This window comes from Pseudaquidulcibacter saccharophilus, from assembly GCF_019455445.1.
Lineage (GTDB): Bacteria > Pseudomonadota > Alphaproteobacteria > Caulobacterales > Aquidulcibacteraceae > Pseudaquidulcibacter > Pseudaquidulcibacter saccharophilus.
The window spans coordinates 36,707-61,318 of record NZ_JAHWUS010000005.1 but is presented as its reverse complement, the minus strand read 5'-3'; the positions used below and the strand labels follow the sequence as shown (position 1 = coordinate 61,318).

Annotated in this window: 28 protein-coding genes and 1 tRNA gene; 6 read left to right on the top strand and 23 right to left on the bottom strand. The window is 42.2% G+C overall.

What is annotated here, in order from left to right; all coding sequences use genetic code 11:
• Positions 1–4 precede the first annotated feature (4 nt).
• The gene (locus KXV15_RS12275; protein ID WP_240008503.1) at positions 5–481 is read right to left on the bottom strand and encodes a winged helix-turn-helix transcriptional regulator; all 477 of its coding nucleotides are present in this window, start codon (positions 479–481) and stop codon (positions 5–7) included.
• A 148-nt stretch (positions 482–629) separates the two neighbouring features.
• Between KXV15_RS12275 and KXV15_RS12270 the strand changes: the two genes are divergently transcribed.
• Positions 630–3,182 carry a TonB-dependent receptor gene (locus KXV15_RS12270; protein ID WP_240008502.1) on the top strand — a complete coding sequence of 851 codons (2,553 nt, stop codon included), beginning with the start codon at positions 630–632 and terminating at the stop codon, positions 3,180–3,182.
• Here the strand turns inward: KXV15_RS12270 and KXV15_RS12265 are convergent.
• The 3 genes from KXV15_RS12265 to KXV15_RS12255 form a co-directional block, all read right to left on the bottom strand.
• Positions 3,179–3,625 (bottom strand): bifunctional diaminohydroxyphosphoribosylaminopyrimidine deaminase/5-amino-6-(5-phosphoribosylamino)uracil reductase RibD, encoded by a 447-nt coding sequence (locus KXV15_RS12265; protein ID WP_240008501.1) that lies wholly within the window; start codon positions 3,623–3,625, stop codon positions 3,179–3,181. The genes KXV15_RS12270 and KXV15_RS12265 overlap by 4 nt on opposite strands.
• Before the next feature lie 19 nt (positions 3,626–3,644).
• On the bottom strand, positions 3,645–4,364 hold the full coding sequence (gene gpmA / locus KXV15_RS12260; RefSeq protein ID WP_240008500.1) for a 2,3-diphosphoglycerate-dependent phosphoglycerate mutase: 720 nt from the start codon (positions 4,362–4,364) through the stop codon (positions 3,645–3,647).
• A gap of 361 nt (positions 4,365–4,725) precedes the next feature.
• On the bottom strand, positions 4,726–5,562 hold the full coding sequence (locus KXV15_RS12255; RefSeq protein ID WP_240008499.1) for an N-formylglutamate amidohydrolase: 837 nt from the start codon (positions 5,560–5,562) through the stop codon (positions 4,726–4,728).
• Between the two features lie 113 nt (positions 5,563–5,675).
• Between KXV15_RS12255 and cpdR the strand changes: the two genes are divergently transcribed.
• Both cpdR and KXV15_RS12245 read left to right on the top strand, forming a co-directional pair.
• Entirely contained in the window at positions 5,676–6,035 is a 360-nt protein-coding gene (gene cpdR / locus KXV15_RS12250) for a cell cycle two-component system response regulator CpdR (RefSeq protein ID WP_240008498.1), read from the top strand.
• A gap of 77 nt (positions 6,036–6,112) precedes the next feature.
• Positions 6,113–6,517 (top strand): rhodanese-like domain-containing protein, encoded by a 405-nt coding sequence (locus tag KXV15_RS12245; RefSeq protein ID WP_240008497.1) that lies wholly within the window; start codon positions 6,113–6,115, stop codon positions 6,515–6,517.
• Positions 6,518–6,825: 308 nt separating this feature from the next.
• Here the strand turns inward: KXV15_RS12245 and KXV15_RS12240 are convergent, their stop codons facing one another.
• Positions 6,826–7,341 carry a GNAT family N-acetyltransferase gene (locus tag KXV15_RS12240; RefSeq protein WP_240008496.1) on the bottom strand — a complete coding sequence of 172 codons (516 nt, stop codon included), beginning with the start codon at positions 7,339–7,341 and terminating at the stop codon, positions 6,826–6,828.
• A complete protein-coding gene (locus KXV15_RS12235) occupies positions 7,338–7,727 on the bottom strand; it encodes a VOC family protein (protein WP_240008495.1) in 390 nt (129 codons plus the stop codon). Before KXV15_RS12235 ends, KXV15_RS12240 begins: the two co-directional genes overlap by 4 nt.
• A gap of 73 nt (positions 7,728–7,800) precedes the next feature.
• On the opposite strand from KXV15_RS12235, the gene KXV15_RS12230 reads away from it, so the two are divergent.
• A tRNA-Val gene (locus KXV15_RS12230) sits at positions 7,801–7,875 on the top strand.
• A gap of 105 nt (positions 7,876–7,980) precedes the next feature.
• On the opposite strand, the gene KXV15_RS12225 is transcribed toward KXV15_RS12230, so the two are convergent.
• The 8 genes from KXV15_RS12225 to KXV15_RS12190 form a co-directional block, all read right to left on the bottom strand.
• Positions 7,981–8,184 carry a hypothetical protein gene (locus KXV15_RS12225; protein WP_240008494.1) on the bottom strand — a complete coding sequence of 68 codons (204 nt, stop codon included), beginning with the start codon at positions 8,182–8,184 and terminating at the stop codon, positions 7,981–7,983.
• A 55-nt stretch (positions 8,185–8,239) separates the two neighbouring features.
• Entirely contained in the window at positions 8,240–8,446 is a 207-nt protein-coding gene (locus KXV15_RS12220) for a hypothetical protein (protein WP_240008493.1), read from the bottom strand.
• Between the two features lie 676 nt (positions 8,447–9,122).
• A complete protein-coding gene (locus KXV15_RS12215; protein ID WP_240008492.1) occupies positions 9,123–9,563 on the bottom strand; it encodes a helix-turn-helix transcriptional regulator in 441 nt (146 codons plus the stop codon).
• A gap of 121 nt (positions 9,564–9,684) precedes the next feature.
• The gene (locus KXV15_RS12210; protein WP_240008491.1) at positions 9,685–9,915 is read right to left on the bottom strand and encodes a PC4/YdbC family ssDNA-binding protein; all 231 of its coding nucleotides are present in this window, start codon (positions 9,913–9,915) and stop codon (positions 9,685–9,687) included.
• Positions 9,912–10,286 (bottom strand): winged helix domain-containing protein, encoded by a 375-nt coding sequence (locus KXV15_RS12205; protein WP_240008490.1) that lies wholly within the window; start codon positions 10,284–10,286, stop codon positions 9,912–9,914. Before KXV15_RS12205 ends, KXV15_RS12210 begins: the two co-directional genes overlap by 4 nt.
• Positions 10,287–10,490, bottom strand: a complete 204-nt coding sequence (locus KXV15_RS12200; RefSeq protein WP_240008489.1) for a helix-turn-helix transcriptional regulator — start codon at positions 10,488–10,490, stop codon at positions 10,287–10,289.
• Between the two features lie 97 nt (positions 10,491–10,587).
• Complete coding sequence (locus KXV15_RS12195) at positions 10,588–11,556, bottom strand: hypothetical protein (RefSeq protein WP_240008488.1); 969 nt, start codon at positions 11,554–11,556, stop codon at positions 10,588–10,590.
• A 14-nt stretch (positions 11,557–11,570) separates the two neighbouring features.
• Positions 11,571–12,884, bottom strand: a complete 1,314-nt coding sequence (locus KXV15_RS12190) for a tyrosine-type recombinase/integrase (RefSeq protein WP_240008487.1) — start codon at positions 12,882–12,884, stop codon at positions 11,571–11,573.
• 688 nt (positions 12,885–13,572) lie between these two features.
• Between KXV15_RS12190 and KXV15_RS12185 the strand changes: the two genes are divergently transcribed.
• Entirely contained in the window at positions 13,573–15,123 is a 1,551-nt protein-coding gene (locus KXV15_RS12185) for an amino acid permease (RefSeq protein WP_240008486.1), read from the top strand.
• A 47-nt stretch (positions 15,124–15,170) separates the two neighbouring features.
• Here KXV15_RS12185 and eutC read toward each other — a convergent pair whose 3' ends face one another.
• Both eutC and KXV15_RS12175 read right to left on the bottom strand, forming a co-directional pair.
• Positions 15,171–15,923: an ethanolamine ammonia-lyase subunit EutC gene (gene eutC, locus KXV15_RS12180; RefSeq protein ID WP_240008485.1), complete on the bottom strand. Its 753-nt coding sequence runs from the start codon at positions 15,921–15,923 to the stop codon at positions 15,171–15,173.
• Positions 15,924–15,925: 2 nt separating this feature from the next.
• Complete coding sequence (locus KXV15_RS12175) at positions 15,926–17,404, bottom strand: ethanolamine ammonia-lyase subunit EutB (protein ID WP_240008484.1); 1,479 nt, start codon at positions 17,402–17,404, stop codon at positions 15,926–15,928.
• Positions 17,405–17,532: 128 nt separating this feature from the next.
• Here KXV15_RS12175 and KXV15_RS12170 point away from each other — a divergent pair, with 128 nt between their 5' ends.
• Positions 17,533–18,441 carry a LysR family transcriptional regulator gene (locus KXV15_RS12170; RefSeq protein WP_240008483.1) on the top strand — a complete coding sequence of 303 codons (909 nt, stop codon included), beginning with the start codon at positions 17,533–17,535 and terminating at the stop codon, positions 18,439–18,441.
• Between the two features lies 1 nt (position 18,442).
• Here the strand turns inward: KXV15_RS12170 and KXV15_RS12165 are convergent, their stop codons facing one another.
• The 7 genes from KXV15_RS12165 to nagA form a co-directional block, all read right to left on the bottom strand.
• Positions 18,443–19,501: a 2Fe-2S iron-sulfur cluster-binding protein gene (locus KXV15_RS12165; protein WP_240008482.1), complete on the bottom strand. Its 1,059-nt coding sequence runs from the start codon at positions 19,499–19,501 to the stop codon at positions 18,443–18,445.
• 82 nt (positions 19,502–19,583) lie between these two features.
• Positions 19,584–20,570, bottom strand: a complete 987-nt coding sequence (locus KXV15_RS12160; RefSeq protein ID WP_240008481.1) for an aromatic/alkene monooxygenase hydroxylase subunit beta — start codon at positions 20,568–20,570, stop codon at positions 19,584–19,586.
• Positions 20,571–20,609: 39 nt separating this feature from the next.
• Positions 20,610–20,924: an MmoB/DmpM family protein gene (locus KXV15_RS12155; protein WP_240008480.1), complete on the bottom strand. Its 315-nt coding sequence runs from the start codon at positions 20,922–20,924 to the stop codon at positions 20,610–20,612.
• A gap of 31 nt (positions 20,925–20,955) precedes the next feature.
• Entirely contained in the window at positions 20,956–21,291 is a 336-nt protein-coding gene (locus tag KXV15_RS12150; protein ID WP_240008479.1) for a monooxygenase system ferredoxin subunit, read from the bottom strand.
• Between the two features lie 54 nt (positions 21,292–21,345).
• Complete coding sequence (locus KXV15_RS12145) at positions 21,346–21,609, bottom strand: toluene-4-monooxygenase system B family protein (protein ID WP_240008478.1); 264 nt, start codon at positions 21,607–21,609, stop codon at positions 21,346–21,348.
• Positions 21,610–21,744: 135 nt separating this feature from the next.
• Entirely contained in the window at positions 21,745–23,175 is a 1,431-nt protein-coding gene (locus tag KXV15_RS12140) for an aromatic/alkene/methane monooxygenase hydroxylase/oxygenase subunit alpha (RefSeq protein ID WP_240008477.1), read from the bottom strand.
• Between the two features lie 267 nt (positions 23,176–23,442).
• Positions 23,443–24,594, bottom strand: a complete 1,152-nt coding sequence (nagA, locus tag KXV15_RS12135; RefSeq protein WP_240008476.1) for an N-acetylglucosamine-6-phosphate deacetylase — start codon at positions 24,592–24,594, stop codon at positions 23,443–23,445.
• Positions 24,595–24,612 lie beyond the last annotated feature (18 nt).

Below are 24,612 nucleotides of genomic sequence, written 5' to 3'. Positions count from 1 at the left end.
ATGCTTAAATCCTTTTGGTCATAATCATGCTTACCGCTTTTTGTGGAACTTGTTGCCCAGATGTATCGATAAGGCCGAGTTTAATCGGAAGATTTGTATGCTTATCAATAAATATATATTTTGCCTGCTTGTCCAACATAAATTCATTGCCCCATTCCATCAATGCCAAAAATGCCTTGAATAGGCCGCGCCCCTTTTTTGTTAGGTGGTATGAATATCGTACCCGCGTGTTTAATTCACGATATGGGCGTTTTTCCATTATATTATTATCAACTAAAAGTGTGAGACGTTTTGAAAGTACGGATTTGGGGATTTGTAAATCTTGACGCAAATCTTCAAAGCGGATGACGTTAAAAAGCGCTTCACGCAAGATAAGCAATATCCATTTATCGCCCAAAATTTCTGCGGCAAGGCCAATGCCACATTGGTTATAATCAACCCTTGCACGACGCCTAACATTTGTACCATCTGAGTTTATCATACGAACCTAGCTGCCAAAATACCAGATAATTGTCAATATTTTTGTAAAAAATAGCAAAATATAGCGATTTAAGAAAATTATTCTATTGTAACGAAGGTATCATGGTTTTAAAGCGCGAATTCTGATAAAACTAAAATCGGGGATAAAAATGAAAAAACATCATCCAAATTATCGCAATTTTTTATCATGCACTATTGCTTTGGCGGTGTTTGCGGTTGCGAGCCACGCATATGCCGATGATGTTTTAAATGTTGATGAGCAAATCATTGTTATAGGCAAAGGCAAATCCGAAAAAATGCCACTTGCCGTTTCGGTCTATAATCAACAAAAACTTGAAGATAATAGCATACATCATCTTTCAGAATTGGTACAAATCACACCGTTTTTGCAATTACCGCAATCTGAATCGGCGTCATCAGTAACCGCCCGCATACGTGGTATCGGCACACAGGGGACGAATGTTGGCCTAGAGCCAAGCGTAGGCGTTATGATTGACAATGTATCGCGTGCGCGCACTTCGGTGGCGTTTGGTGATTTGGGCGAATTAGAACGGGTCGAAATCCTGCGTGGTCCACAAAGCACGATTACCGGACGCAATACCACAACGGGTCTTATTGCCATAAAAACCAAAGAACCAACCCAGACCACAGAAACTTGGGGTGAGTTTACAAAGGGTAATTATAATGCCACTGGGCTTCAAGCGGGCATTTCGGGCGGCATAAGCGAAAATATTGCCGCGAGTTTGTTTGGTGTGGTGCGTAACCGCGATGGATATTTCACGGTAAATGCGGGGCAACTCAATGAACGCAAGGATAATGATGTTAATTATTGGCTTTTGCGTTCGCAGGCGGTTTACAAACCAAATGATGCTTTGAAAGCACGCCTTATTTTCGATATATCTGAACGTAATGAGGCATGTTGTAATGCCTTTGTTTACGTCCCCGATAGTCGGGCACCGGTTAACACAACCACCATTCTAAACCGAATTGCGGCCAATGCCTTATCACCAAATAATACGCAAAATGAATATAGCGCCAGTGCGGATCGCTATTTTGACCAGATTGTGCATGACCGTGGTATAAGCCTTGATATTGATTATAATTTTGCCGGCAAGCACCTTAAATCCGTTTCATCATATCGCTATTTCCAATTTGCCTATGCCCAAGATGGTGAATGGTCGGGGGCGGATATTTTGTATCGTGATTTGTCAGAACGCCCTGGCAATAAAATAAAAGAATTTACCCAAGAAGTTTCTCTTGATGGCGAAAATGGCAAATTAAATTGGAAAGTTGGCGCGTTTTATAGCCATGAACAAACCAATTCGCACAATGTTTTCCGTTATGGCAAGGATTATGAAACCTATATTGGCGCATTGTTTTCGGGGGCGGGTGCTTTAACTAATCCGGTTTCTGGCTTTGCGCAAAACCTTCGTAATATTATATCTTCGGCAACGGGTGGTGTGTTTAATGCCAATTCCCAAGCCATGACATTGGGCGGCGGTTGGTCGGATTATTTTGAACAAAATGCCGATGCGCTTGCGCTTTATAGCCATAATATCTATGCAATTAATGATGAAGTTAACCTAACCCTTGGTTTGCGTTATAATCACCTTGAAAAAGATTTTTCCGCCAAATATGAAACCACGGGGTCGGCGGGATGTAAGGCAATCGAACAAGTTTACGGTTTTGACCCATCGGCAATTGCGCCGGCAAATCTTGCGGGTGTGGTTGGGACTGTTTGTGTGCCGTGGGCGCGTTCAGCACTTGATGGCTTAGATCATAAACAAAAATTCAATGATGACCAGTTTTCAGGCGTTCTTAGTATTGATTACCGCCCGAATGAAAAGGTTTTTGTCTATGCCACCTATGCCCATGGTCACAAGGCCGGTGGCTTTAACCTTGATCGTGTGATGTCTGATAATAAGGGATCGATTGTTTCGGGGGCGGTGGGTGCGCAGACAATTCGCGCGCCTGATACTTCATTCCCTGCCGAAGTGGTTGATAATTATGAAATTGGCATGAAAAATAATTGGCTTGGCGGCAATTTAAAAACCGCCTTGGCGATTTTCAAGGCCGATTATTCCGACTTCCAATTAAATACCTATAACGGTATTTCGCAAATTGTTGCCTCTGTACCAAAGGTTTATTCAAAGGGTGCGGAGTTTGAAATCGGCTATAAAACCCCAATCAAGGGTTTGCGTTATGATGGCGGGCTTGCCTATTATGACACCAAATATATGGATAATTTAGGGAACCCTGCTGATTTCTCGACTTTTCTTGGGCAAAACCTCAATCTTTATTTGATTGCCGGGCAGCAATTGACAGCTTCACCAAAATGGACGGCGACAAATAATGTTACCTATGAAAATGTGATTGCAGGGCATGATTACCGCATCAATTTCAATCATCGCCACACGTCTTCATTCAATGGTGGTTCAAACCTTGATGGTCGCAAAGTAACTCGTGAACTTGATTTATATAATGCGAGTATAACTTTAACGCTTCGCAGTGGGTTGGATTTGATGCTTTGGGGTAATAATCTATCTGATGAGCATTACGCGCAAATATATTTTGATGGCCCATTGCAAGGTGCAAGCCCGTTAATGTCAAAAAGCGGCACGGTGCGGGCGATTACATCGCAAATTGATGGTTTCCCAGCAGAGCCAAGAATGTACGGCGCAACAATTAGGTGGAAATATTAGGCTTTGTCAAAGCGGGCGGTAAAGTCTTTGATTAGTTCTGCGGCCTCATTGCCCAAAAGACCAACTTCGACAATAATACCCGCATCTTGCATTTTTTTGATGCCATTGCCGGCGGTGCGGGGGTCGGGGTCTTGCATGGCAATGATTACACGCGCGGGTTTGATATCAAGCATTACATCCGAACAATTTGGACCACGTTCGGAAATATGGGCGCAGGGTTCAAGCGTGACATAGACATCACACCCTTCGATACCATCAAAGCTTTCAAATGCGGTTTCGACCGCCTTATATTCCGCATGTGGTCGCCCGCTGTCTGCGGTTCTTTCGCAGGCAATAATTTTGCCGTCTAAAACAATCACGCAACCAACATTGGGGTTGGGGCCAGTTAGCCCAGCGCCGTCTTTGGCAACCCCAAGGGCGAGACGCATATAAAATTCATCCATTATATGCGCCATTTTTCACCTATTTAATTGCTGGTAATGGGTTTGCACGCGCTTCATCAAGATATTTCGCGCTGATTGGTTTTAAATTATCGTCCAAATCAATCAAAAGCGGGTTGCCGGTTGGAATTTCCACCTTCATGATTTCTTCTTCATCAAGACCAAAAAGGTTTTTAACAATTGCCCGCAGGCTGTTGCCATGCGCCGCAATTACAACGTTACCTCCTTTAAGCGCCGGTGCGATATCTGATTCCCAAAACGGGGTTACACGTTCCAATGTTGTTTTAAGGCTTTCGGTATCTGGAAGCTCATTTGCAGGAACATCTTTATAACGTAAGTCTTGTGATGGGTGGTTTGGATCATCTTTTGCAAGCGGTGGCGGCGCAATATCATATGAGCGGCGCCAAATGCGAACCTGTTCATCGCCATGTTTTTTTGCGGTTTCGGTTTTATCAAGGCCAGTAAGACCACCATAGTGACGCTCATTAAGGCGCCAAGATTTGGTTTCCGGTAAATAGCATCTGCCCATTGCCGTTAATGCAAGCCAAAGTGTGCGAATTGCGCGGGTTTGGAATGATGTAAAGGCTTGTGAAAATTCTATGCCAGTTGCTTTCAAAAGTTCGCCTGATTTAGTTGCTTGTTTTTCACCTTCTTCAGTAAGGTTGACATCAACCCAACCTGTGAAGCGGTTTTCAAGATTCCATTGTGATTGTCCATGACGAATTAATGCAAGTTTTGGCATGTTTTTCCCCGAGTTTTATAGATAGAAGCCATCTGATACCCTTAAAATGTAATAAAAACGAGTGCAGATATATTTTAATTGCAGTAAATTGCAGTCACAAAAAATAGCCAAAAAGGATAATATTTCCAAATATCGATGTATATTTGCACAAAAATTCGTCATTTAGGGGTCTGTATTGTGCAAATAGATTAAAAACAGCCTTGTATTGCGTTTTTGGATGCTGCACTTGCAAAAAATCATTTGCTTATTTTGCGCCTGCGAAGTATATATAGGTCATGACGCTTCGGCGTCTTTAGCCCTTTTCGGGCGTTTCCTCCCTTGTAACTTTATTTGCCCCGCTATCATGCGGGGCTTTTTTTGCTTAAATTTCTTGCATGAATGAAATTATTGCCTTGGCTATAAGGGCAGAAACGCTATCAAATTGGGGCGATTTCGCATATTTATCAGGCAGCATGTATAATTTGCGATTAATCTCAATTTGCACGGCCTGAATATTGTCTTTTGGCTTTCCATAGGTTTTGGTAATGTAGCCGCCAGAATAAATATGATTTTTGCGAACTTTTAGCCCTTGTTTGGTAAAATGACGTACAAGAGTGTCACTTAAAAGTGGGCTTATGGATGCGCCAAAGCAATCACCGATAATTATATCAATATCATCTTTGCCCAAGGCTTTTTGTGGCATTGAATGGCAATCGATAAGAATTGCCTTGCCAAATTTTGCTTTTATTCGCGCCAATTCATTAGATATTGCCTCGTGATAAGGCTTGTAAACAGAATTGATTCTATTGCGCGCTTCGGCAATGTGTAGTTTTTCCTTATAAATTGGCATGTCGGCGGCAATAAGGCGCGGAATAACACCATAACCGTTTTTAGTGTTCAAGCATGGGTTAAGGTTTAAATTATCTTTGAACAACAAATTATCAAAAGAATCGGGTGCGCGGTTTAAATCAACATATGCCCGCGCATAGTTTGCATTTATGTATGAAATTCCAGTTTTATCTGCAAATGAATATATTTCATCAACGAATGGATCTTCAAAATTCTGCAATATTTCAGTGTCATATTGCGATTGTTCTGTAAATTCTCGTGGATAAAAATGACCCGAATGCGGGCTTGAAAGCAAAAGCGGCATCGTTAATTGTGCCGGAAAATGGCACAAAAACGGCGGTTGACTATCTAAATATTCACTTGTGTTCATGTTTATAATGTAATTTGCTCTTGCTTTAATTGTTTTTGAAATTGGTTTTTTAGAATTTGTCAACTTTAGCCGTGCTATATAGCGCGCACTAGGTTTTATTTCAGGGGATATAAGTGGCAAAAATATTATTGGCAGAAGATGATGACAGCCTTCGCACCTTTCTTGCAAATGCTTTGGTAAAAGCTGGGCATGATGTTAGCGACTATCCCGATGGCGATCAGGCGTTTGATGCGCTTCAAGCGGTAAATTATGATTTATTGCTAACGGATATTGTAATGCCAGGTATTGATGGTGTCGAGCTTGCACGCAAGGCCAATGAGATAAATAATAATATCAAAATCGTGTTCATTACCGGTTTTGCGGCCGTTGCATTAAACCCTGCTAATCAGGCACCGCAACAAGCAAAAGTTTTATCAAAACCATTCCACCTTCGTGATCTTGTAAACGAAGTTGAAAAGGTTATGGCTGCTTAATCTCACAAACTCTGCTTGCGCTAAGTGATATTGATAATTAGTATTTTCTAATTATTGAATGTGTTAGAGAGGCATTTATGCAAATCAAAAATCTTTTTATTGCCGCTGCGCTGATTGGTGCGCCTTTGTTGTCGTCATGCGCGCCGCAAGAAATGGTGCAAGCACAAAGCATAAAAACAATTGATGCCGCAAGCGCAAATACGCTTATTGCCAATAATGCAAAAGTTACGATCATTGATGTAAGAACCCCCGAAGAGTTTGCGGGTGGGCATGTTCCGAATGCGGTAAATATTGATTTTAAATCGCCGGAGTTTGCCCAAAATCTGAAACGCTTGCCAAAAGAGAAACCATATATTGTTTATTGCCGCACGGGGCACAGAAGTGGTTTATCAATGGATGCGTTCAAACAATTGGGCTTTAAAGATGTTTATAATGTTGCCGGCGGTATTACCGCGTGGCAAGGTGCGGGAATGCCCAAATAGATAAAAGCCGCCGAACCATAAGGCGAGGCGGCGTAAAGCTTTAAAATCAGAAACTTATTGTATGCCGAAATTAATGAATAAAATTAATGAATACTGGCGCTAAAGGCGACAATTGCCATCAAAAATGTGAAAAATGCGGCTGCAACAATGCTCTTGCGTGAAAGACTGGTTTTGTACGTCATTTTAAACCCTAAAGACTTTGTCGCGCGGAAAATTTTTTCACTTGAGACAATTTTTACCTGAGATTCTTATTTATACTAAAGTCTCATATAGATATTCATTGTGCGCCGCAACAAAAATGAGCGGTTTTATTTATTCGCTTTTGCAATGCTGCATTGCATTAACACGCTATCTAGCCATTTGTTAAACTTGAAACCTACCTTGGGCAAAAGGCCAACATGGTAAAAACCACAAGATTTATGAAGCGCAATTGATGCCGTATTTGCGCTGTCACCAATAACCGCAATAATCTCGGTAAAGCCGCGGGTTTCACATTCATTGACTAATGATTTCAAAAGTGCTTTGCCAACCCCAATGCCTTGATTTGTTTTGCTGACATATATGCTATTCTCAACGCAGAATCTGTACCCAATGCGCGGGCGATAATGCCCAGCATAGGCATAGCCTAAAACCTCGTCACCCTTTACCGCGACAAGATATGGAAAATTTTCTGATAATAAAGCGTCATAACGTCTTTGCATTTCTTGCAATGTCGGCGGATCATATTCCCAGCTTGCGGTATCTTCGATAACCGATTGGGAATAAATTGCATGGATTTGTGCAATGTCGCCAATATTGGCATCTCTTATGATGAAATTAGTCATTTTGGTTCAATCAAGTCCCATTTATTGCCGTAAATATCCTCGAATACCACTACCTTGCCATATTTTTCATTTCTTGGAGCTTCGTGAAATTTTACATTGCCAGACAAAAGTTTTTGATATGTGGCATCAAAATCATCGGTTTTAAGGAATAATCCAACCCGCCCGCCGAATTGATTGCCAATTGCTGCTTTTTGCATTTCATCAGATGCTTTTGCGAGAATAATCTGAGCGCCAATTTCGCCGGGTCTTAACGCAACCCAACGCTTTGTATCGCTAATCATTGTATCTTCAAGCAGCGTAAAGCCCATAACATCACGATAAAAGGCAATGGCCTTGTCATAATCATCGACAATAATTGAAATTTGGAAAAGCGAAAGTGAAAGCATTTGATTTCATTATTCTATGTTTTGAATGCTTGCAATGTCAAATATAATTCAATAAACGCATTCCACGCTGAACGGGCGCATAGCTCAGCGGGAGAGCACTACATTGACATTGTAGGGGTCGCAGGTTCAATCCCTGCTGCGCCCACCATTTTTCCTCAATAAAAACAAGTAATTATGGTGTGTTTGCATTTAGCTGCAAAAACTTCAAATAATTTCCGACACCAAATAGACACCTTGAGATTAAAATTAGAGCCTAATCTGGGCTTTGTTTTAGGATTAAGTTTAACAAGTTGTAGATTTGCCATGTCATGTAATTAGGGAAAACCATCCACCCTAATTCAGCAAGTTTAAACCTTGAGTTTTTGTCAATTTTACCAACAAGGATTTCAATGTTCTGTGTCGCAAAAAGTTCATTAGGGTAGAAAAATTTTAGCGCGACATCTGAATTATTTTCCACTGCCTCTTTGAATCCACCGCAAATTTGAACCAGATTACATCGAAACCGCTCATGTTCAACTTGCAAGGCGGGTTTCATGGCTGTTTAACATTTCATGACGGATTGAATATAATTCTATTCGGAAAAGCGATATTGGACGGGGCATGAACCCGCTTTGATGTTGCTCAAGTTCATTCTGGTAAATGCGGGCTGTTTCCAAAGCCCCCATGCGTTCAATTGATTTTATCAAGCCCCATAGCACACAATAGTCATAATTATTCATGTTTCACCCATTGCAGCCCCAATAGAACATAACAAGAACATTATTAAAAAAGAGTCAAATTAATTTTGTATTTTGCCGTGCATTGAAAACAGTTTTCTTAATTATAAAAGCCCTTAACGTGCGCGCGTGCGCGTTTAATAACGCCTCACGCTTGATAAGTAACGATAAGGTCACCTAACATGCGCGCGTGCGCGTTTAATAACGCCTCACGGTTGTCAAGTGACGTCAAGGTCACCTAACATGCGCGCGTGAATAGCCTCCAGTTGTTAAATGTTGTTACTCAAAAACCGAACAATACGCGCGCGTGTGTAATAAAGTTATTCGCTTTAAGCTGTGGTTTATTATTCCCTGAACAATAAACAAGCTAAAGGTTTCTTGTTTCGCGTATGATGGAAAAAGATGGAATTTATAACAAAATGCGAGTGAAAAACCTTGCGTTTTGCGAGTCCCTAAAAAGACAACAAATGACAACATTTCCACCGCAAAATTTATTTCACGGGTAAAGAATAGATACCCGTAAATGCCACAACGGGTAAAAAATAGAACCAGTGCAAATTTAAAAATGGCAAAATATGGGGTCACGGGTAAAAAATAGATACCCGTAAACGCCAATTATGGAAGGTCACGGGTAAAGAATAGATACCACTATTATATATTACCATATAGGTAAGGTTTATTATTCGTCTTGATATTGGTTTAAATCATCATCAAAAACCTTTTTGGGGTCATAAAGTCGCCAATCGTTTGTTGGTAATTTACCCGTTGCATGGCATTTGAAAAATGTAAGCCTAAATTCAGAGGCAAGGCGTTGTTTACAATTAAACGTGCCTTTGCTTATGACTTCGATAAATCCGATTTGTTCAAGTCTTTCTATTGTTTTTGAGACTGTGGGGCGGCTTATATGGCATTCTTTGGCAAGTTCTCTATGGCTTGCCAATATCTTTCCATTGTTACTTTCATCAATGTTAAGCCTAAGCCAAATTTGAATTAGAATTGCTTTTTCGGTGGCTCTTAATGCAAGCCATGCTTCTGACTTTGTAATGTCGTGACGCAACATTGTAAAAGTGCCTTTAAAGTCCTTGTTACGTCCGTTTTTATATATCTTTTTCTTAGACATGGGTCATCATTCGCGTTTTTCACGCGCCCTTAAAATGTTAGGAAAAGTTAGCAAAAAAAATGCACGGAAATGAACAGTTTTTGACGGGTATATTCGGGGGCTTTAAACCCCCGAACATCAATCAATTTTCAAGGGGTAATAATTTTTTACCCTGCAAGATTAATTCGCCAACCAGTTCAATTCTATCCGCTTGGATCGATATGCCCTTTGGTGTTGCAACATATTCGCCATTTTTATTCTTGGCATAAATGCGCAAATCAAAGAGCCTATGCCCCTGATATTCAGTTAATTGAAACCTGTATATTTCGCGGGCATTTTTTGACGTTTCGCCGATTAAAATAGAACCAGTCATTTTATGCCCCCGATATTGGTTTCAATGATTTCAATGGGTTCTTCTAGTCTGTATCTTGAAACGTGCGCCCCATCGTTTGTAGGCTCTAGGGGGCTGCTTATATTAAGCCCCATGCGTCTTAGGTCATGAATATAACTAGGGACGCTGCGCGCCCACCCTGCGCGTGTAAATTCAAGGCGGGTCGCGCCGCGTGCGCCAACCTTGTTAAGAAATGTTAAGGTTTGGGCGGGGCGGTCATAAATTGTCTTTAGGCTTTCATCTTTTCGCTTGATAATTACATAAGGACGTGATTTATAGGCGGTGGCTTTTGAAGTCTGCCCCTCGCTGCAACGGGGGGCGTTTTCATTCTGGGGCGTTAAATTGCGTTCCATTTACGCCCCCATTTGTGAAGTGTTTTCAAAAGTGCGCGCGTCAAGATAGGCTTCAAGGTCTGATTGACGGTAACGCACTAAACGCCCCACCTTAACATATTTTGCCCCACTGCCTTTTATGCGTTGAATGCGTAAAGTTTGCTCGCTTAGTTTCAAGATTTCGGCGGCTTCTCGCCCCGTAAGTAGTTTTTCAATTTCTGCCATGTTTGCAGTTCTCCAAAGACACAAGCCCGAACGATTCGGTGCTTAACTGCGCCTTGGAAAACTAGATAATGCGATAAAAAACGTGAAAAAATGTAAACTAGGTTTGTTTATATGTTTTTGGTCTACCGTTTGGCTTAATCGGTATCAATCCCATTTGTCGCCATTTTCTAATGTTATATAAAAGAGCTTCAAATGTCTTTGGAAACTGTAGTTTTGTTTTGCGTTTTTGATTGAAGCAGTTGTTCCAAATGTTTAAACGACTTTCCAATTCGTCGCAAAGTTCTTCGTTGCTCAGGTTAGGGTTTTCATTACAAAACTTTTGAAACTCTAGCCCTATTGATTGCTCCCACAATGGAATAAAATTTTGTCGCGCATCTGAAATATTCGATTGGCTTCGATAAGCTCGACTAGCGTCAAAAGTCCAATCGTAAATAAAATCTTCGAGCAATTCAGTATAAGATATATTCAATTCGTTGAACTTATCGAATTGTTCAGAACTTGTATTTACGAGCCAAAGCGGGTCAATTCCAAAACCAATTCTCTCGTAGTTATTAACAAATTCTCTTAATAAATAAGCTAAGTATTCTATGTTGTCGTCTTTAATTTTCTGGATAGATTCACTTAATGAGCAAATTTGAGTAAGGCGTCGTTTCAAAATAATATCAATAGCGCCCGCACCGAATGATTGCGATTTATATCGCTTGCGGTTTTTCAGCATAAGTCGGTAAAGTTCACCAGATAAAGGGAAACCATAGCCGCGTATAATTCTGTTCGATTGTTCGTAAAAGTTTCTTGATTGTTCTTCCAGTCTTTCGAGAAACACATTGTATGAAAGTCCGAAAGGCGCGCAGTGCCTAAACCGCTTCTCTCTCCCACTTTCTCTTAACCACTTTTCATAAAGTTCAACGCCTTTAGAAAAGCAATTAGCTAATTCTGAAAAGTTTGAGCCATAAAAGCAAATGCCTTTGGGATATTCCTCCCAATATAAAAATCCGTAGAACAATTTATCTGCTTCATCGAAAAACAATTCAACTTCATATTCATCAATTTTTGTTAATATCCCCATTATTCAATATTCTCTCAAGTCAGCTTAACTACTTTCTCACCGCCTTCAACCTTACCATTTGTTACCGCAAATCGTTTGCCGATTTTCTCAACGGCACTTTGCAAGGGGTCGTTTGATAGGTGTGCATAGCGTTCTGTTACGCGGGTGTTTGAATGCCCCAATAGTTTTGACACAAGGAAAAGGCTTGCACCGTCTGCAATGGCGAAACTTGCGAAACTGTGGCGTAAATCGTGAATGCGCAAGCCATCGATCCCCGCTTGTTCAAGAACGCGGTTAAATGCCTTCCTTAGCCCGATTATTGCCTGTCCTGTGCGCGTGCTTTTGAAAACATAGTTTGAGGTTTCGGGGGCTTTTAATTTTGCTTCGCGGTGGTCATCGAAACGCTTGCTTAAAATCTCTAATGCGGCTGGCATTAGGACAATGTTTCTTTCCCCCGTTTTATTTCCCGATTTGCTGCGTTCGGGTGGTAGTCTTAGAATGCGGTTTTCAAAGTCCACTTCATGCCATTGCAAGTTTGCGATTTCACTTTTGCGCGCCCCCGTTAGCAAAAGGATTCTAAAAGCGTCTGCAAAGGGGCTTGAAAGCATTTTTTGGTTCTCAAGCGTGTTGATTGCCTCGACAAGCTGATTTGCCTCTGTGGGGCTTAAAAAGCGTTCCTTGGATTGTTTTTCAGTAAATTTAATTGAAGTGAACGGGTTTGCTTTTACGTCCAAATATTCCTTGCCCCAATTAAACATTGCGTTCACCGTTGCAAGTGTTCTGCGTGCCGTGCCTTCGCCCCCCGTTACGATTGAAAGCCCGCGCGGTTTTTGCCCTGCTTCGCGTCTTTTGGTTTTCCCCTCCGTGATTGCATTGATTGTTTTGTGCGCAAGAACCTTTGTAATATCATCAATTCGCATTCTGCCGATTTGGGGCAAGATATGCACGGCAATGCGTCTTTCATCACCTATCCAAGTGCTTTCACGTTTGTTCTTTTGTGTAATTCTGCCTTGTGTGAAATATTGGTCTGCCAAATCTTGAATAGTGATTGCGGTTTTTATTTTGTGCTTTTCAAGTGCGGTGTCTGTGCCTAGGGTTGCCTTGGATAATATTTCCTTTGCGGCTTCCCTTGCTGTTTCGGGTGTGAAAGTGCCATGCGCGCCTATGGTAAACGTTCTTTGGGTTTTTCCGAATTTGTATCTTACAATATAGACCTTTCGTCCTGTGGGATATGCACGCACGCAAAAGCCCTTTAGTTCGGTGTCAAAAATCCGTGCTTCATTTTCACCATTTGGGCAAATCAAAGCGTCAACATTCTTCTTTGTGATTTTCGCGGTGGTAGTAATCATTTTTGCCCTATTAGGTGTCTATATGGTGTCGGACGCTAAAATCTCCGACACTAAATAGACACCACAAAACAGAAACAAAGTAAAGCAAAAAGAAACAAAAACCGCTAAAAACGTATTAAAAACAGTAACTTTAGCGAAACAATGCGAAACAAGTTAAGTGTTTGAAATATAAGGAAAAACAACTTAACCACTACATTGACATTGTAGGGGTCGCAGGTTCAATCCCTGCTGCGCCCACCAGCCTTCGCCCTACGGGCTACGGCTCGGCAAGCCACAAAGGCACAAACTAAATATTACCCTACACGATTAATATATAAATTGAAGGCTGTCGCGCCAAAGCCAAAGGCGTAGGCGGACGAATGCCATGCAATTTGCCTTTGCGTTTCGACGGAGCATTTTTGCAATTTTTCTTTATTGTTTGCATTGCTTACAAGGGATTGGTTCAAAGTTTACCCGCAATAGCCCCCATATTTCATCCTCAGTCTCAAGCTTTGTAACATATTTGTCATATATTTTTGCAAACAATTTAATCATACTACTTGTTGAATTGGTTAATTTTTATTTGAAAGCGAATTTTTCGTTATAACATTTAAATTTTATTTGACCGCCATAGCATTGAATATAGCCTCAAAGAATTGGGTGGTGAAAATTTTTTACCCATGCCCAATTTAAACCAATCGGGGGCATTATGGCTGAGGCAGAAATAAATGATGATGTGAAAACCCTGCATTCAATGGGGTATGCACAAGAACTTGCAAGAACAATGGGGCAATTTTCAAACTTTGCCATTTCATTTTCAATTATTTGTATTTTATCAGGTGGTATCAACTCATTGGCACAAGGGACATCCGGTGTCGGTGGTGCGGCATTATCAATTGGTTGGATCGTTGGCGGCGCGTGCGCATTATTATTTTCTATGGGCATGGCACAAATCGCGTCCGCATTTCCTACGGCAGGCGGCCTTTATCACTGGTCATCAATTCTTGGTGGACGTGGTTGGGGTTGGGCAACCGCATGGTTCAATCTTATCGGTCTAATTACGGTTCTTGCTGCGATAAACGTCGGCACATTTGGCTTCTTTAATGGTGCCTTTGGTGCGATGCTTCACATTCCTACTCCCAAAGATGGTGCATTATTTTTTGAAACACCACAGTTTTGGTTCGTGGCAATAATGACGGCAACCCACGCCCTTATCAATCACCTTGGTATTAAACTAACCACCAAATTAACTGATTTATCGGGATATTTAATTTTGGGTGGCGCAGTATTATTGGCGGGAACGTTGTTTTGGTTTGCCGGAAATGATCCTGGTGAAGTTCGTGATTTTTCACGCCTTTGGACTTTTAAAAACTATTCTGGTGCTGTGGGTGGCGATGTTTGGCCTGAAAGCAAAAGCATTTTGATGGTATTTGGTCTTGGACTTTTGTTGCCGATTTACACCTTAACTGGCTATGACGCATCGGCACATACGTCAGAAGAAACAGTGGATGCCGCAAGACGCGTTCCACGCGGGATTGTTCATTCTGTATTTTGGGCAAGCTTGTTTGCATTCATATTCTCTTGTTCGTTTGTTGTTGCCATTCCAAATATGGATGAGGCCGCAAAGCAAGGTTGGAATGTCTTCTTTTACGTTATGGATGCACAAGTTCCAGCGGGCTTGAAATTCTTTATTTATGGTTTGATTTTTGTTGCGCAATACATTTGCGGCTTGGCAACCGTCACCTCTATTTCACGCATGATATTTGCATTTGCGCGTGACAAAGGTTTGCCATTCTCTGAAATATTATCAAAAGTTAGCCCAAAATGGCGCACGCCGGTTGCGGCAACCTGGGTTGGTGCTGGCCTTGCGGTTATATTCGTGGCGTGGGCGGATGCATATTCGGTTGCGGTTGCGGTAACATCAATCACGCTTTATTTGTCTTATTGCATGCCTATTGCGGCTGGTATGTTGGCATTTAACAAAAGCTGGAAAACCTTTGGGCCATGGAACATTGGTGCAAAATTCCCGATTGTTGCAATGTTTTGTATTGCGATTGCGGCGGTTATTTTCTTCATTGGCGTACAACCACCAAATGACAAGGCTTTATTGTTCATGGCGGTAATCATTGCCGTAACAATTGCTGTTTGGTTTGGTATTGAACGTAAACGCTTCCAAGGGCCACCAGTTGGCGCAGATATTGAGGCGCGCGCAAAAGCCATCGCAGAGGCAGAACATGCAATTCATGTCGCATTAGATTAAATTTTAAAGCAAAACATAAAAAAGACGCCGCATGAAAATTGCGGCGTTTATTTTATTTGGATTGTGTCTGCATCACTATCAATATAATTTGTTGGATATGCCTCTTTAAGGCCAATACCTGTGAGACCGATTTTCAATGCCTCATTAACAATCCAAGCAATTTTCTTTGCCGCATCTATTGGTAACAAGCCGTGATTATGAATGTTGGAAATGCAATTGCGTGCCGAATCCGGTGTTCCCACCGATGCACCATAAGTAATATAGGCGCCAAGTGATTCCGCCGATGAAAGCCCAGGTCTTTCACCAATCAAAATAATTACAATTTTTGCGCCAAGGCCTTGTGCAATCTCGTCACCAATCGCCACCCGCCCCTGATTAACCAAAACCACAGGCGCAATCTTTAGCCCATTTAAAAGAGGGATAGTTTCATTAACAACATTGGCCGAATACTTCTGCACTGCAAAGGCTGAAAGCCCATCGGCAATCACAAATGCAACGTCATATTCACCAAATTCTAGCTTGTTTGCTTCGCCTTCGGAAAGACGCCTTCCCAAATCTGGTCGCCGAAGATAAACACCCCGATCAATGGCGGCACTTTTTAATTCAATTGCATCTATATCAATCAAGTCATTGGCAACATCATTAAAATTAACGCGCCCATGCACGGCATCTTTTGCCATTGCGTGCGCCATTTGCAATTCCAACATAGCCTTGGTTGGAATGGCATCACCAACCCGCCCAAGTGCAACCCGCGCGCGCGTATTATTGCGAAGGGTAGTGAAGGGGTCTGTTTTTTCCATAATCACCCCTCTGATAATAGCTGTTTTACGGCATAATTATTGAATTGTAGTGGTGGAACCTTACCCTTTTCATCGGCGAGGCGCATTTTAATCAACCACTCCTCAAACTCTGGTGCGGCACGTAATCCCAATAAATGCCGCATCCGTAATATGTCGTGGTTTGAAAGGCTTTGGTAATGAAGCATGATGTCGTCCGCACCCGGAACCGCAATCATGAAGTTAACGCCGGCGGCACAAAGAAGAATGCCAAGGTTGTCCATATCATCCTGATCCGCCTCGGCATGATTTGTATAACAGACATCGCACCCCATCGGCAGCCCAAGCAGCTTGCCACAAAAGTGGTCTTCTAAACCGGCGCGTATAATTTCCTTTGAATCATATAGATATTCAGGGCCAATAAAACCAACAACCGTGTTTACCAACAAGGGATCAAACGCACGGGCAACCGCATAGGCGCGCGCCTCAACCGTTTGCAAATCCATATCGTGATGCCCATCAGATGAAAGTGCTGCACCCTGTCCAGTTTCAAAATACATCACATTTTGCCCAATTGTGCCACGTTTCAGTGTGAGTGCAGCTTCTTGTGCTTCTTTCAATACGGATAATGAAACCCCAAAGCCATCATTGGCCTTTTGCGTTCCCGCAATTGATTGAAATACTAAATCGAGTGGTGCACCACGATTTATAGCCTCAATTGATGTTGTTACATGGGATAATACGCATGATTGCGTTGGGATTGCGAATTTTTCACGCAAAGCATCAAGCATGGTCAAAAGCGTTATACAGGCATCAACATTATCGGTAGCAGGATTAATTCCAATTACCGCATCACCAATACCATATAACAAACCATCCAATGTTGCCGCCGCGATTGCCTTTGGGTCATCGGTTGGGTGGTTGGGTTGTAAACGTGCCGAAAGCCGCCCCGCAAGCCCAATTGTTGTGCGAAATTTTGTAACAACCCGAATTTTTGATGCGATTTGAATTAAATCGCCATTGCTACATATTTTTGAAACTGCCGCCGCCATTTCGGGCGTAATTCCCGGTGCTGCCGCACTAATCATTGCACCATCAGTTTCCCAATCAAGCAGCCATTCCCGAAACTCACCAATTGTAAAGGATGAAATAGGTTTAAACGCATCTTTATCATGGCTATCAAAAATAAGCCGTGTAACTTCATCGGTTTCATATGGGGCAAAATCTTCGCTTAGAAAATCTTTTAATTCTATATCAGCCAAGGCATAACGCGCGGCAACTCTATGTGCGGCATTGGGTGCGGCAACGCCCGAAAGCTGGTCACCAGAACGAAGTGGTGACGCATACGCCAACACCTGTTTAAGTGATGAAAAACCATATGTTTCATTGCCAATTTGCGCGCGATATTTTCCCATTCCCAAAGAATAATAAAAATATTGGTATAATAAAAGTGATTTATAAAAATTATCGCGCAAACGCCCTAGTAAATTCACTTTATTAGGCATTATTGCACGAGATTGCACAATAAAATTTATCCAAATCTTTCATGCTTATACCCGATTATTCCGTTTATTTTTCGATGGTTTATTTACTAATTCCAAATTGCCTGATAGGTTTTGATTTGGGGTAGGAAATGGAAATAAAACAACTAAAACATTTTGTTACAATTGCAGATGAAGGAAATATCGGGCGGGCCGCACAGATATTGAACATCTCGCAGCCGCCATTGACCCGTCAAATGCAACAACTTGAACAAGACCTCGGGCTGCAGCTTTTTAAAAGAACTGCCAAAGGGGTTGAATTAACCGATGCCGGTAAATCATTGTATGCCGATGCGGTAAAAATCCTATCCTTAGCAGAAGATGCAACCGCGCGTGCCAAAAGTGCGGCAGAAGGAATTGTCGGTCGCCTTGATATCGGAATATTTGGCTCTGGCATTTTTGAAGTTGCACCCCGAATGTTGCAAAGATTTCGTTTTGCTTTCCCTAATGTGCAAATTATCCTGCACACCATGAATAAAAGCGAACAAATCGAAGCATTACGCCAAAAACGTATTAGCATTGGTTTTAACCGCCTTATACCGCAACATAATGACATCCTTACCAAAACTGTTGCGACCGAAAGGGTGGTGGTTGGACTTCATACTTCTAACCCATTATCAAGGCGTAATGTCCTTACGTTTCAGGATTTGGTTACAGAGCCAGTGATTTTATTCCCCGATGCAGCACGCCCGAATTTTGCGGATTTTATTACCGGGCTTTTTCATCAATTCGGGCTTAACCCCAATGTTGCACAAGTTGTCGGCGATGCGGCAACCGCAATTGCGCTGGTTTCATCGGGTTTTGGGATTTGTTTTGCGCCGGAATCAGCAACCCGCTATGCGGCATCTGATGTAAAATATGTTGCGTTAAAAGGCTCTCCGCCAATTACAATTGACATTAGTTGTATGTATCTAAAAGATGACAGATCCCCAATTTTAAAAGTGTTTTTGGGGACACTTGATAATTTCCGTCAAGAAGTTGGGCTGGCGGCAAAAAAATAGATTAAAAGAACCTGTCGTAATGAACCTGATTATACGGAACACGTTTTTCAATCATCAATAATTCCTGAATTGCCTGCAACATTAATGTTGGGCCAGCAAAATAGAAATCATAATTTTTAAAATCATCTTCGATAAGTTTTCGAACCGCGTCATGGGCAAAACCAGTTTCACCATCCCAATCACCAACACCGGGGACAGAAACAATCGGAATATATTTTATCGCGTCACCCATTTCCAATTCACGTAATAATTCTTCACCGCACACATCGTCTGGGGTGCGCGCACCATAAAAGAAATATAGTTTACGGTTTTTCAAAATACCGGAATTTGCCGCACCACGCGCAATTGAAACCATTGGTGCAAGGCCTGAACCTCCGGCAATGCAAATAATATCGCGTTGTGTATCTTCTCGTAGCCATGCCAAACCATACGGGCCATCAATTTCAATCTCACCACCAATTTTAAGCGTATTGAAAAGGTATGATGTCCCACGCCCATTTTCGACATAACGTATCTGGAAGTGCCATTCATTTTCATCATTACCAATGTTGGACATTGAATATGCACGCGATGAGCCAACCCCCGGAAGTTCAAGCATGGCAAACTGCCCAGGAAGGAAATTTGCGCTGCCCTCTGACTTAAAGCGAAATTCGCGAATATCTTTGGTAATATCTTTTACACCAATAAGGCGGGCTTTCTGGCGAATTGGCGGAATTATGGGCTTATATTCAGGGCTTGTTGTCGCTTTTATTTTTATATCGCCGCGCGCCCGACATTGGCAGGCAAGGTGCCGGCCACGCGCACGGTCACGTGCGGTTAGGCCGGGCGCATCTTCCCAAAGGTTCTCAATTTCGCCTTCCACAAGTTCGAATTTGCAGCCGCCACATCCGCCGGAATTGCATTCATATGAATATCCAATACCAGATCGTAAAGCAGCACGAAGAATTGTATCTTCGTCATTTTGAACGCACTCACCACCATCTTTCAGATTGTGAATTACAGCCGCAGTATCGATGATGGTTCTTCCATCTTGTAGTTTGTGAACGAGAATTTCACCCATGTCTTTAACATGCCCTATAAGTCCTGTCCGCAATATTCAATGCCTTACGGACAGGAAGATTATATACAAATTGTGAGTTTAATTACAAACCAAGCGAAGCACGGAAATCGCGCGTTGCTTGTTTTGCCTTGGCTGCCGCATCAGGAACGTCCGGCAATTTTGATGCGTAATCATCAATTGCTTTATCAGCAAGTGGTTCCCATTTCGCAATCCATTTTTTGATAAGTTCAAGATTGCCTTCGGTTTCCAATGCCATTTTTACCCATGCCGCCTGCCAACGACGATGACGCGAAACATCAATCAATTGGGCATCCGTTAATAACCCAAGCAGAGTATCACCATTGTGACGTGCCGCTTCACCCAATTTGCGCATAACAACTTCGTCAATTGCAGGTTTGGCAATGAGGTTGACGACAACCATTGCTTCGCCCCAATCCCAAACGGTTAAGGCCTTTTCCATTAATTCGCGATAACCCTGCCAAATGGCATCTTGTTCCCAATATTCGCGTTCATCTGTACCAAAACCTTTGTCAGGGAACGTTAGTGACAGTTCTTTTGTGCGATATGCGGTATGGCTTAGCCAACGCATCGAATCCGCCATTTGGAAATAATTGCAATTGGTAATCGTACTTGCTGGGGAAACTTGCCCGATATATGCGCCCGCCATTTGAAGCGTATGGAATAAATAGCGCAAAGGTGCATAAAAGCGTGCCAATGTTCCCGCCCAACGCGCATCCAATGCTTTGTCGTGTTCGCGCTCATTAAATTGGTCGAGCAGACTATAAACATAGGTTTCTTGCCCATCTTGCATAAGGTTGTATGTGCGGTAAACCACTTCATCAGGATCGCGGAAAGCGTTCCAATCGGGATGCTTTAATTCGGTGCCAAAAGTATTCTTTTTGTACCATTCATTCATGAACATATTTGGTGACAATTCGTAAGGCGCGTTGGCATCACGATTATTGTAATGCAAATTCACGCTTACAATTTCATATTCACTTGGCCGACGACGGCGCGCCGCAAGGTGCGTCCATGTTTTTTGTGGCTGTAAAACTTGTGTTTCGGACATTAAAGTCTCCCTTTGTTTGCGGCTCTTTGTGGCGCTATTTTAAACTTTGGTTTTGAAATAAAAACGGATTGAATCGTTACGGGTCTCAATTTGTCCCGCAAATGAACTTAGATCGACTTCAAGGTCATTCATTTTAAATGGACGACCTAATTCCGCCTCGATAGTTTCGCGGTTTAGTATCATTTCGTGTTCAGTGTGAATTCGAATATAGGCACGCTTGTCATCGACAAAAACTTCTTTTTCTGGATTATCAATTCGTGCCGCTTCGATGATGGCAAGTGCCAAATCACCCGAACGCATAACGGGCCCAACCATATTGTTATGATATGCCTGCCCTGAATTTACTGCGTTCATTTCGCTCTCCTTGTTTAATATATTTTTGCGCTTAGCTATGTGCGAAAAGCGGTACAACGCCTGCAGTATCGACATAGATATCTTCGCCATCTACCTTCACCGGATATTCGGCCAAGGCACAATCATCGGGATTTATTCCTTTTCCTGTGCAGGCATCAAATTGCCACGAATGGGCACGGCAAATTACTTTTTCGCCATCGAATTTACCTTCGACTAATGGAATATCTTGGTGTGGACATACGCCTTGAAACGCCTTGACTGCGCCGCCATCGGCACATACCAGCAATATTTCATGCCCATCAACGGTAAATGCCTCCATTTCGCCTTCCCAAACATCATCTAGCGTACATACTTTTTGGAATGCCATTCTGTTCTCCTATTCATGGCAACTTGTTGCAAATTGTTGCAAATCTTTTTTAATTTACGTGGTTTTTTCCCATATTATTTCAATGGTTTCAGTTGGCATAAGCCCAGAATCCGCAACCTTCATATCGCGTGGAAAAAACTCGGTTGCGCCCTGTTTTCTTACGCGCATAATGCAGTCGGGGCGCGGTCTTACGCGGCGGTTAACTGAATGAATTGCGGCAGCGGCGGCAACTTCATCCATTGTATTTTCTGTGTCGATTGCGATTAGTTGCAAAACAAAATCGCCCTCAAAATTTGAACCTAAAGGAAATAAAGCCATTTTAATTCTCGTTTTTTGAAAAATTTAAAGGAAGGCTTGCGGCACTTATGCCGCAATTTACTAACCTGCTTTTTTGTTTGCTCTTAGGGCGCGATAAACCTCTGCCCATGCGTAATTATGGGCATCATCACCACATTAGCCAGGTGCAATATTCATATATTTTAGCGCACCTTCTAGGTTCATTGGTTGTATCATCCCTGCAAGGAAACGATCAACAATGCTTAGGTGTCCGGCGTAGCGCTCTGGATCTTGTTCAAAGCACCAACGGTCAACTTCTGAACCAAAGTGATAAAGGCGACCATTATATTCAAGCGGGTAGTCTTTTACATTCCACTTTTTACCCGGCACGCCCAAAATCGGAAGTTGGCACATATTGCAAACCATTGGCAAGGTTTCAGGATATGCAAGTTCCATTTTGCCATCAACGACATTGTCGATGAAAACGTCCCAACATTGACCCCATGTATCGTTCCAACCCGGATATTTTTCTTCTAACCAGTCACGTTCTTCTGGAGTTATCCCTGCCGCAGGGTTCCACCATACGGTTGGGCGCCAATAATAAGAACCAAGGTGCATACCATGATGCGTATCTTTTAAATCTTCTAGGAAAATGTCCCAATACCAAGGCAAATCAAGCCCCATATCGGTAAGTGCACGTTCAAACTGTGCCACAATCCATTCTTCCATAAATTCTTTGAATGATTGTTTGCGGTGCTCAAGTGGGGTGTAATAATCCATAATCGGACCAGTAAGCACCGAGAATAGTTTCCATGCACCCCAAAGCGCAACATCAACCCGCTTCTGTGCCTCTTCCTTTTTCCCATTTTCAATAAGAACTTTTAATGCCGGACCACCAATTTGTGCATGGCGCGATTCATCGGTTTGAATGCTTGAAATAAGGTTGGCAAAGGTGTGATCCCCTGCTTCTGCGGCATCGGCGGCAAGCCCCAAAAATTGCATATTGGTAAAGCCAGTTTCAAAGCTAAAGGTAAGCATGATCGAAACCGAAATCGCATCGCGCGTCATCATAATATCGTCAAAGAAGTGACGTGCCGCAATCATTGCCCATTCATTCGTGTCATAAGCCTTGAAAGCCCAATCCATTTGGCGGTCTTTTGAAACGTGCTCATGTGGGAAATATAATTGCATCTGTCCGTGGCGGATTTCATCCATACAGCCAAGTGTTGACATATTGCGCATACCTGGGGCTTTGGAAAAGCGCATCATGCGCGCTTCGGCACTTGCGGCGGCATATTCACCGCGGGCAATTGCACCGTAATGCGCCTTCATAACTGACTTCCAACCCGGATCGGCATTTTCGAAAATCCGGCTACGCTCTAGCGCTGCTTTGACAGAATATGCACCCGCATCCTTTTCACGCTGAACCTTTACATATTCGGGATAGGTCTGTTTATAAGGCTCATCATAATTTTCCCATGCCTCTTGTGGTAAACCAAAACCACCTGACAAATCCGGCGGGAATAGTTCATCTTCGGTAACGTAATTCGGTGTCCAGTTTGTGGATCTGGCTAAATCATACCAGTCCATGCGATTAAGCACAGCCATATTTCTCTCCGCTTGTAATTCGATGAATTATTCACCGAAACCCTTGTTTTAAATTTTTGAAGTTTTGTTTTTTGTTTGCGTTGAAAAATTTATACGTTGGTATTTTTATAGCTTCCAATACTATTTGAACGCAAACTCGATACGTTTTTTGCATGATGCATGCGCGAACAATACCAAAAATGACGCAATGCTTAATATTAAAATACCCGCCTTTTAAAAGACTGGTATTTGTTTTATATGATTAAATTATAATTTAAAAACAGTTGGTTATGTTTTGCTATAAGCTTTTTCGCCCGCGATATAGGCCGCAGCAACATCAAAATCATCACTCATGATAATAAAATCGGCTTTGCTATTTAATTTTAATTGCCCAATTTCATTTTCAAGACCAAGGAATCTTGCGGGGTAATAAGTTGCCATTTTAACGGCCTCTATTTCATCAACCCCAAGGGTCTTAATCGCAAACTTTAATCCCGCCGCCATATCAAGATCAGAACCAGCAAGCGTACCATTATCATCCATGCAAACGCCGTTTACGACCTTTATATGTTTGCCACAAAGTTCAAATTCCTTATTCGCCGACCCAACACTTGGCATTGCATCGGTAACAAGCATGAAATTTTCTGTACCATGGGCGCGTATTGCAATTTTCGCCGCAGTTTCATGGACATGATGCCCATCTAAAATAATACCGATATAAATATCTTTATTTTCCAGTGCCGCCCCAACCAGACCGGGGTCACGGTGCATTAATGGTGACATGGCATTATAGAGGTGGGTTACACCCTTTATGCCGGCATTAAACCCAGCCTTTGCCTGCTCATAATTGGCATTTGAATGACCCGCACTTATGATTATGCCCGCAGCGTCCAATTCAGAAATGTCGGCAATTTGATTTTCTTCGGGCGCAAGTGTCAAAAGCATTTTGCCATTTTTAAACGACTTTAAAACTGCCTTGGCAGCATTATTGATTGATTGGAACACGCTTTCATCATGAATGCCTTTTTTGGTTTTCGAGATGAACGGACCTTCGATATGAATGCCAATAATACCATTTGTTTTATTGGCAATCGCATCATCAACTACCGCGATTGCTTTTTCAATTACAGGCACATCAGAACTAATAAGGGTTGGCAATAGTGAAGTTGTGCCATATTGCAAATGGGCCTTGGCAATCTTGTTAAGCGCGTCAATGCTAATGTCATCATTAAATAAAACACCGCCGCCGCCATTAACCTGTGTATCAATAAGACCAGGAATTAAATAACCACCCATAAGGTCAATCGAATTTGTATTATCTGCTATATTGGTTTCAATTGCGGTAAAAACCCCATTTTGAATTTTGAACGATGCCGAATTTGTAAACGTATCGCCAACTAATATTTTGCCATTGGTAAAATTTAATATTGTCTCATTCATAATTCATATCTTCTTTTT

Excerpts from the sequence above, each read along its gene's own strand:
- KXV15_RS12275 (WP_240008503.1), bottom strand. The coding sequence starts at position 481 with ATGATAAACTCAGATGGTACAAATGTTAGGCGTCGTGCAAGGGTTGAT.
- KXV15_RS12270 (WP_240008502.1), top strand. The coding sequence starts at position 630 with ATGAAAAAACATCATCCAAATTATCGCAATTTTTTATCATGCACTATT.
- KXV15_RS12265 (WP_240008501.1), bottom strand. The coding sequence starts at position 3,625 with ATGGATGAATTTTATATGCGTCTCGCCCTTGGGGTTGCCAAAGACGGC.
- gpmA (WP_240008500.1), bottom strand. The coding sequence starts at position 4,364 with ATGCCAAAACTTGCATTAATTCGTCATGGACAATCACAATGGAATCTT.
- KXV15_RS12255 (WP_240008499.1), bottom strand. The coding sequence starts at position 5,562 with ATGAACACAAGTGAATATTTAGATAGTCAACCGCCGTTTTTGTGCCAT.
- KXV15_RS12245 (WP_240008497.1), top strand. The coding sequence starts at position 6,113 with ATGCAAATCAAAAATCTTTTTATTGCCGCTGCGCTGATTGGTGCGCCT.
- KXV15_RS12240 (WP_240008496.1), bottom strand. The coding sequence starts at position 7,341 with ATGACTAATTTCATCATAAGAGATGCCAATATTGGCGACATTGCACAA.
- KXV15_RS12235 (WP_240008495.1), bottom strand. The coding sequence starts at position 7,727 with ATGCTTTCACTTTCGCTTTTCCAAATTTCAATTATTGTCGATGATTAT.
- KXV15_RS12220 (WP_240008493.1), bottom strand. The coding sequence starts at position 8,446 with ATGAATAATTATGACTATTGTGTGCTATGGGGCTTGATAAAATCAATT.
- KXV15_RS12215 (WP_240008492.1), bottom strand. The coding sequence starts at position 9,563 with ATGTCTAAGAAAAAGATATATAAAAACGGACGTAACAAGGACTTTAAA.
- KXV15_RS12210 (WP_240008491.1), bottom strand. The coding sequence starts at position 9,915 with ATGACTGGTTCTATTTTAATCGGCGAAACGTCAAAAAATGCCCGCGAA.
- KXV15_RS12205 (WP_240008490.1), bottom strand. The coding sequence starts at position 10,286 with ATGGAACGCAATTTAACGCCCCAGAATGAAAACGCCCCCCGTTGCAGC.
- KXV15_RS12200 (WP_240008489.1), bottom strand. The coding sequence starts at position 10,490 with ATGGCAGAAATTGAAAAACTACTTACGGGGCGAGAAGCCGCCGAAATC.
- KXV15_RS12195 (WP_240008488.1), bottom strand. The coding sequence starts at position 11,556 with ATGGGGATATTAACAAAAATTGATGAATATGAAGTTGAATTGTTTTTC.
- KXV15_RS12190 (WP_240008487.1), bottom strand. The coding sequence starts at position 12,884 with ATGATTACTACCACCGCGAAAATCACAAAGAAGAATGTTGACGCTTTG.
- KXV15_RS12185 (WP_240008486.1), top strand. The coding sequence starts at position 13,573 with ATGGCTGAGGCAGAAATAAATGATGATGTGAAAACCCTGCATTCAATG.
- eutC (WP_240008485.1), bottom strand. The coding sequence starts at position 15,923 with ATGGAAAAAACAGACCCCTTCACTACCCTTCGCAATAATACGCGCGCG.
- KXV15_RS12175 (WP_240008484.1), bottom strand. The coding sequence starts at position 17,404 with ATGCCTAATAAAGTGAATTTACTAGGGCGTTTGCGCGATAATTTTTAT.
- KXV15_RS12170 (WP_240008483.1), top strand. The coding sequence starts at position 17,533 with ATGGAAATAAAACAACTAAAACATTTTGTTACAATTGCAGATGAAGGA.
- KXV15_RS12165 (WP_240008482.1), bottom strand. The coding sequence starts at position 19,501 with ATGGGTGAAATTCTCGTTCACAAACTACAAGATGGAAGAACCATCATC.
- KXV15_RS12160 (WP_240008481.1), bottom strand. The coding sequence starts at position 20,570 with ATGTCCGAAACACAAGTTTTACAGCCACAAAAAACATGGACGCACCTT.
- KXV15_RS12155 (WP_240008480.1), bottom strand. The coding sequence starts at position 20,924 with ATGAACGCAGTAAATTCAGGGCAGGCATATCATAACAATATGGTTGGG.
- KXV15_RS12150 (WP_240008479.1), bottom strand. The coding sequence starts at position 21,291 with ATGGCATTCCAAAAAGTATGTACGCTAGATGATGTTTGGGAAGGCGAA.
- KXV15_RS12145 (WP_240008478.1), bottom strand. The coding sequence starts at position 21,609 with ATGGCTTTATTTCCTTTAGGTTCAAATTTTGAGGGCGATTTTGTTTTG.
- KXV15_RS12140 (WP_240008477.1), bottom strand. The coding sequence starts at position 23,175 with ATGGCTGTGCTTAATCGCATGGACTGGTATGATTTAGCCAGATCCACA.
- nagA (WP_240008476.1), bottom strand. The coding sequence starts at position 24,594 with ATGAATGAGACAATATTAAATTTTACCAATGGCAAAATATTAGTTGGC.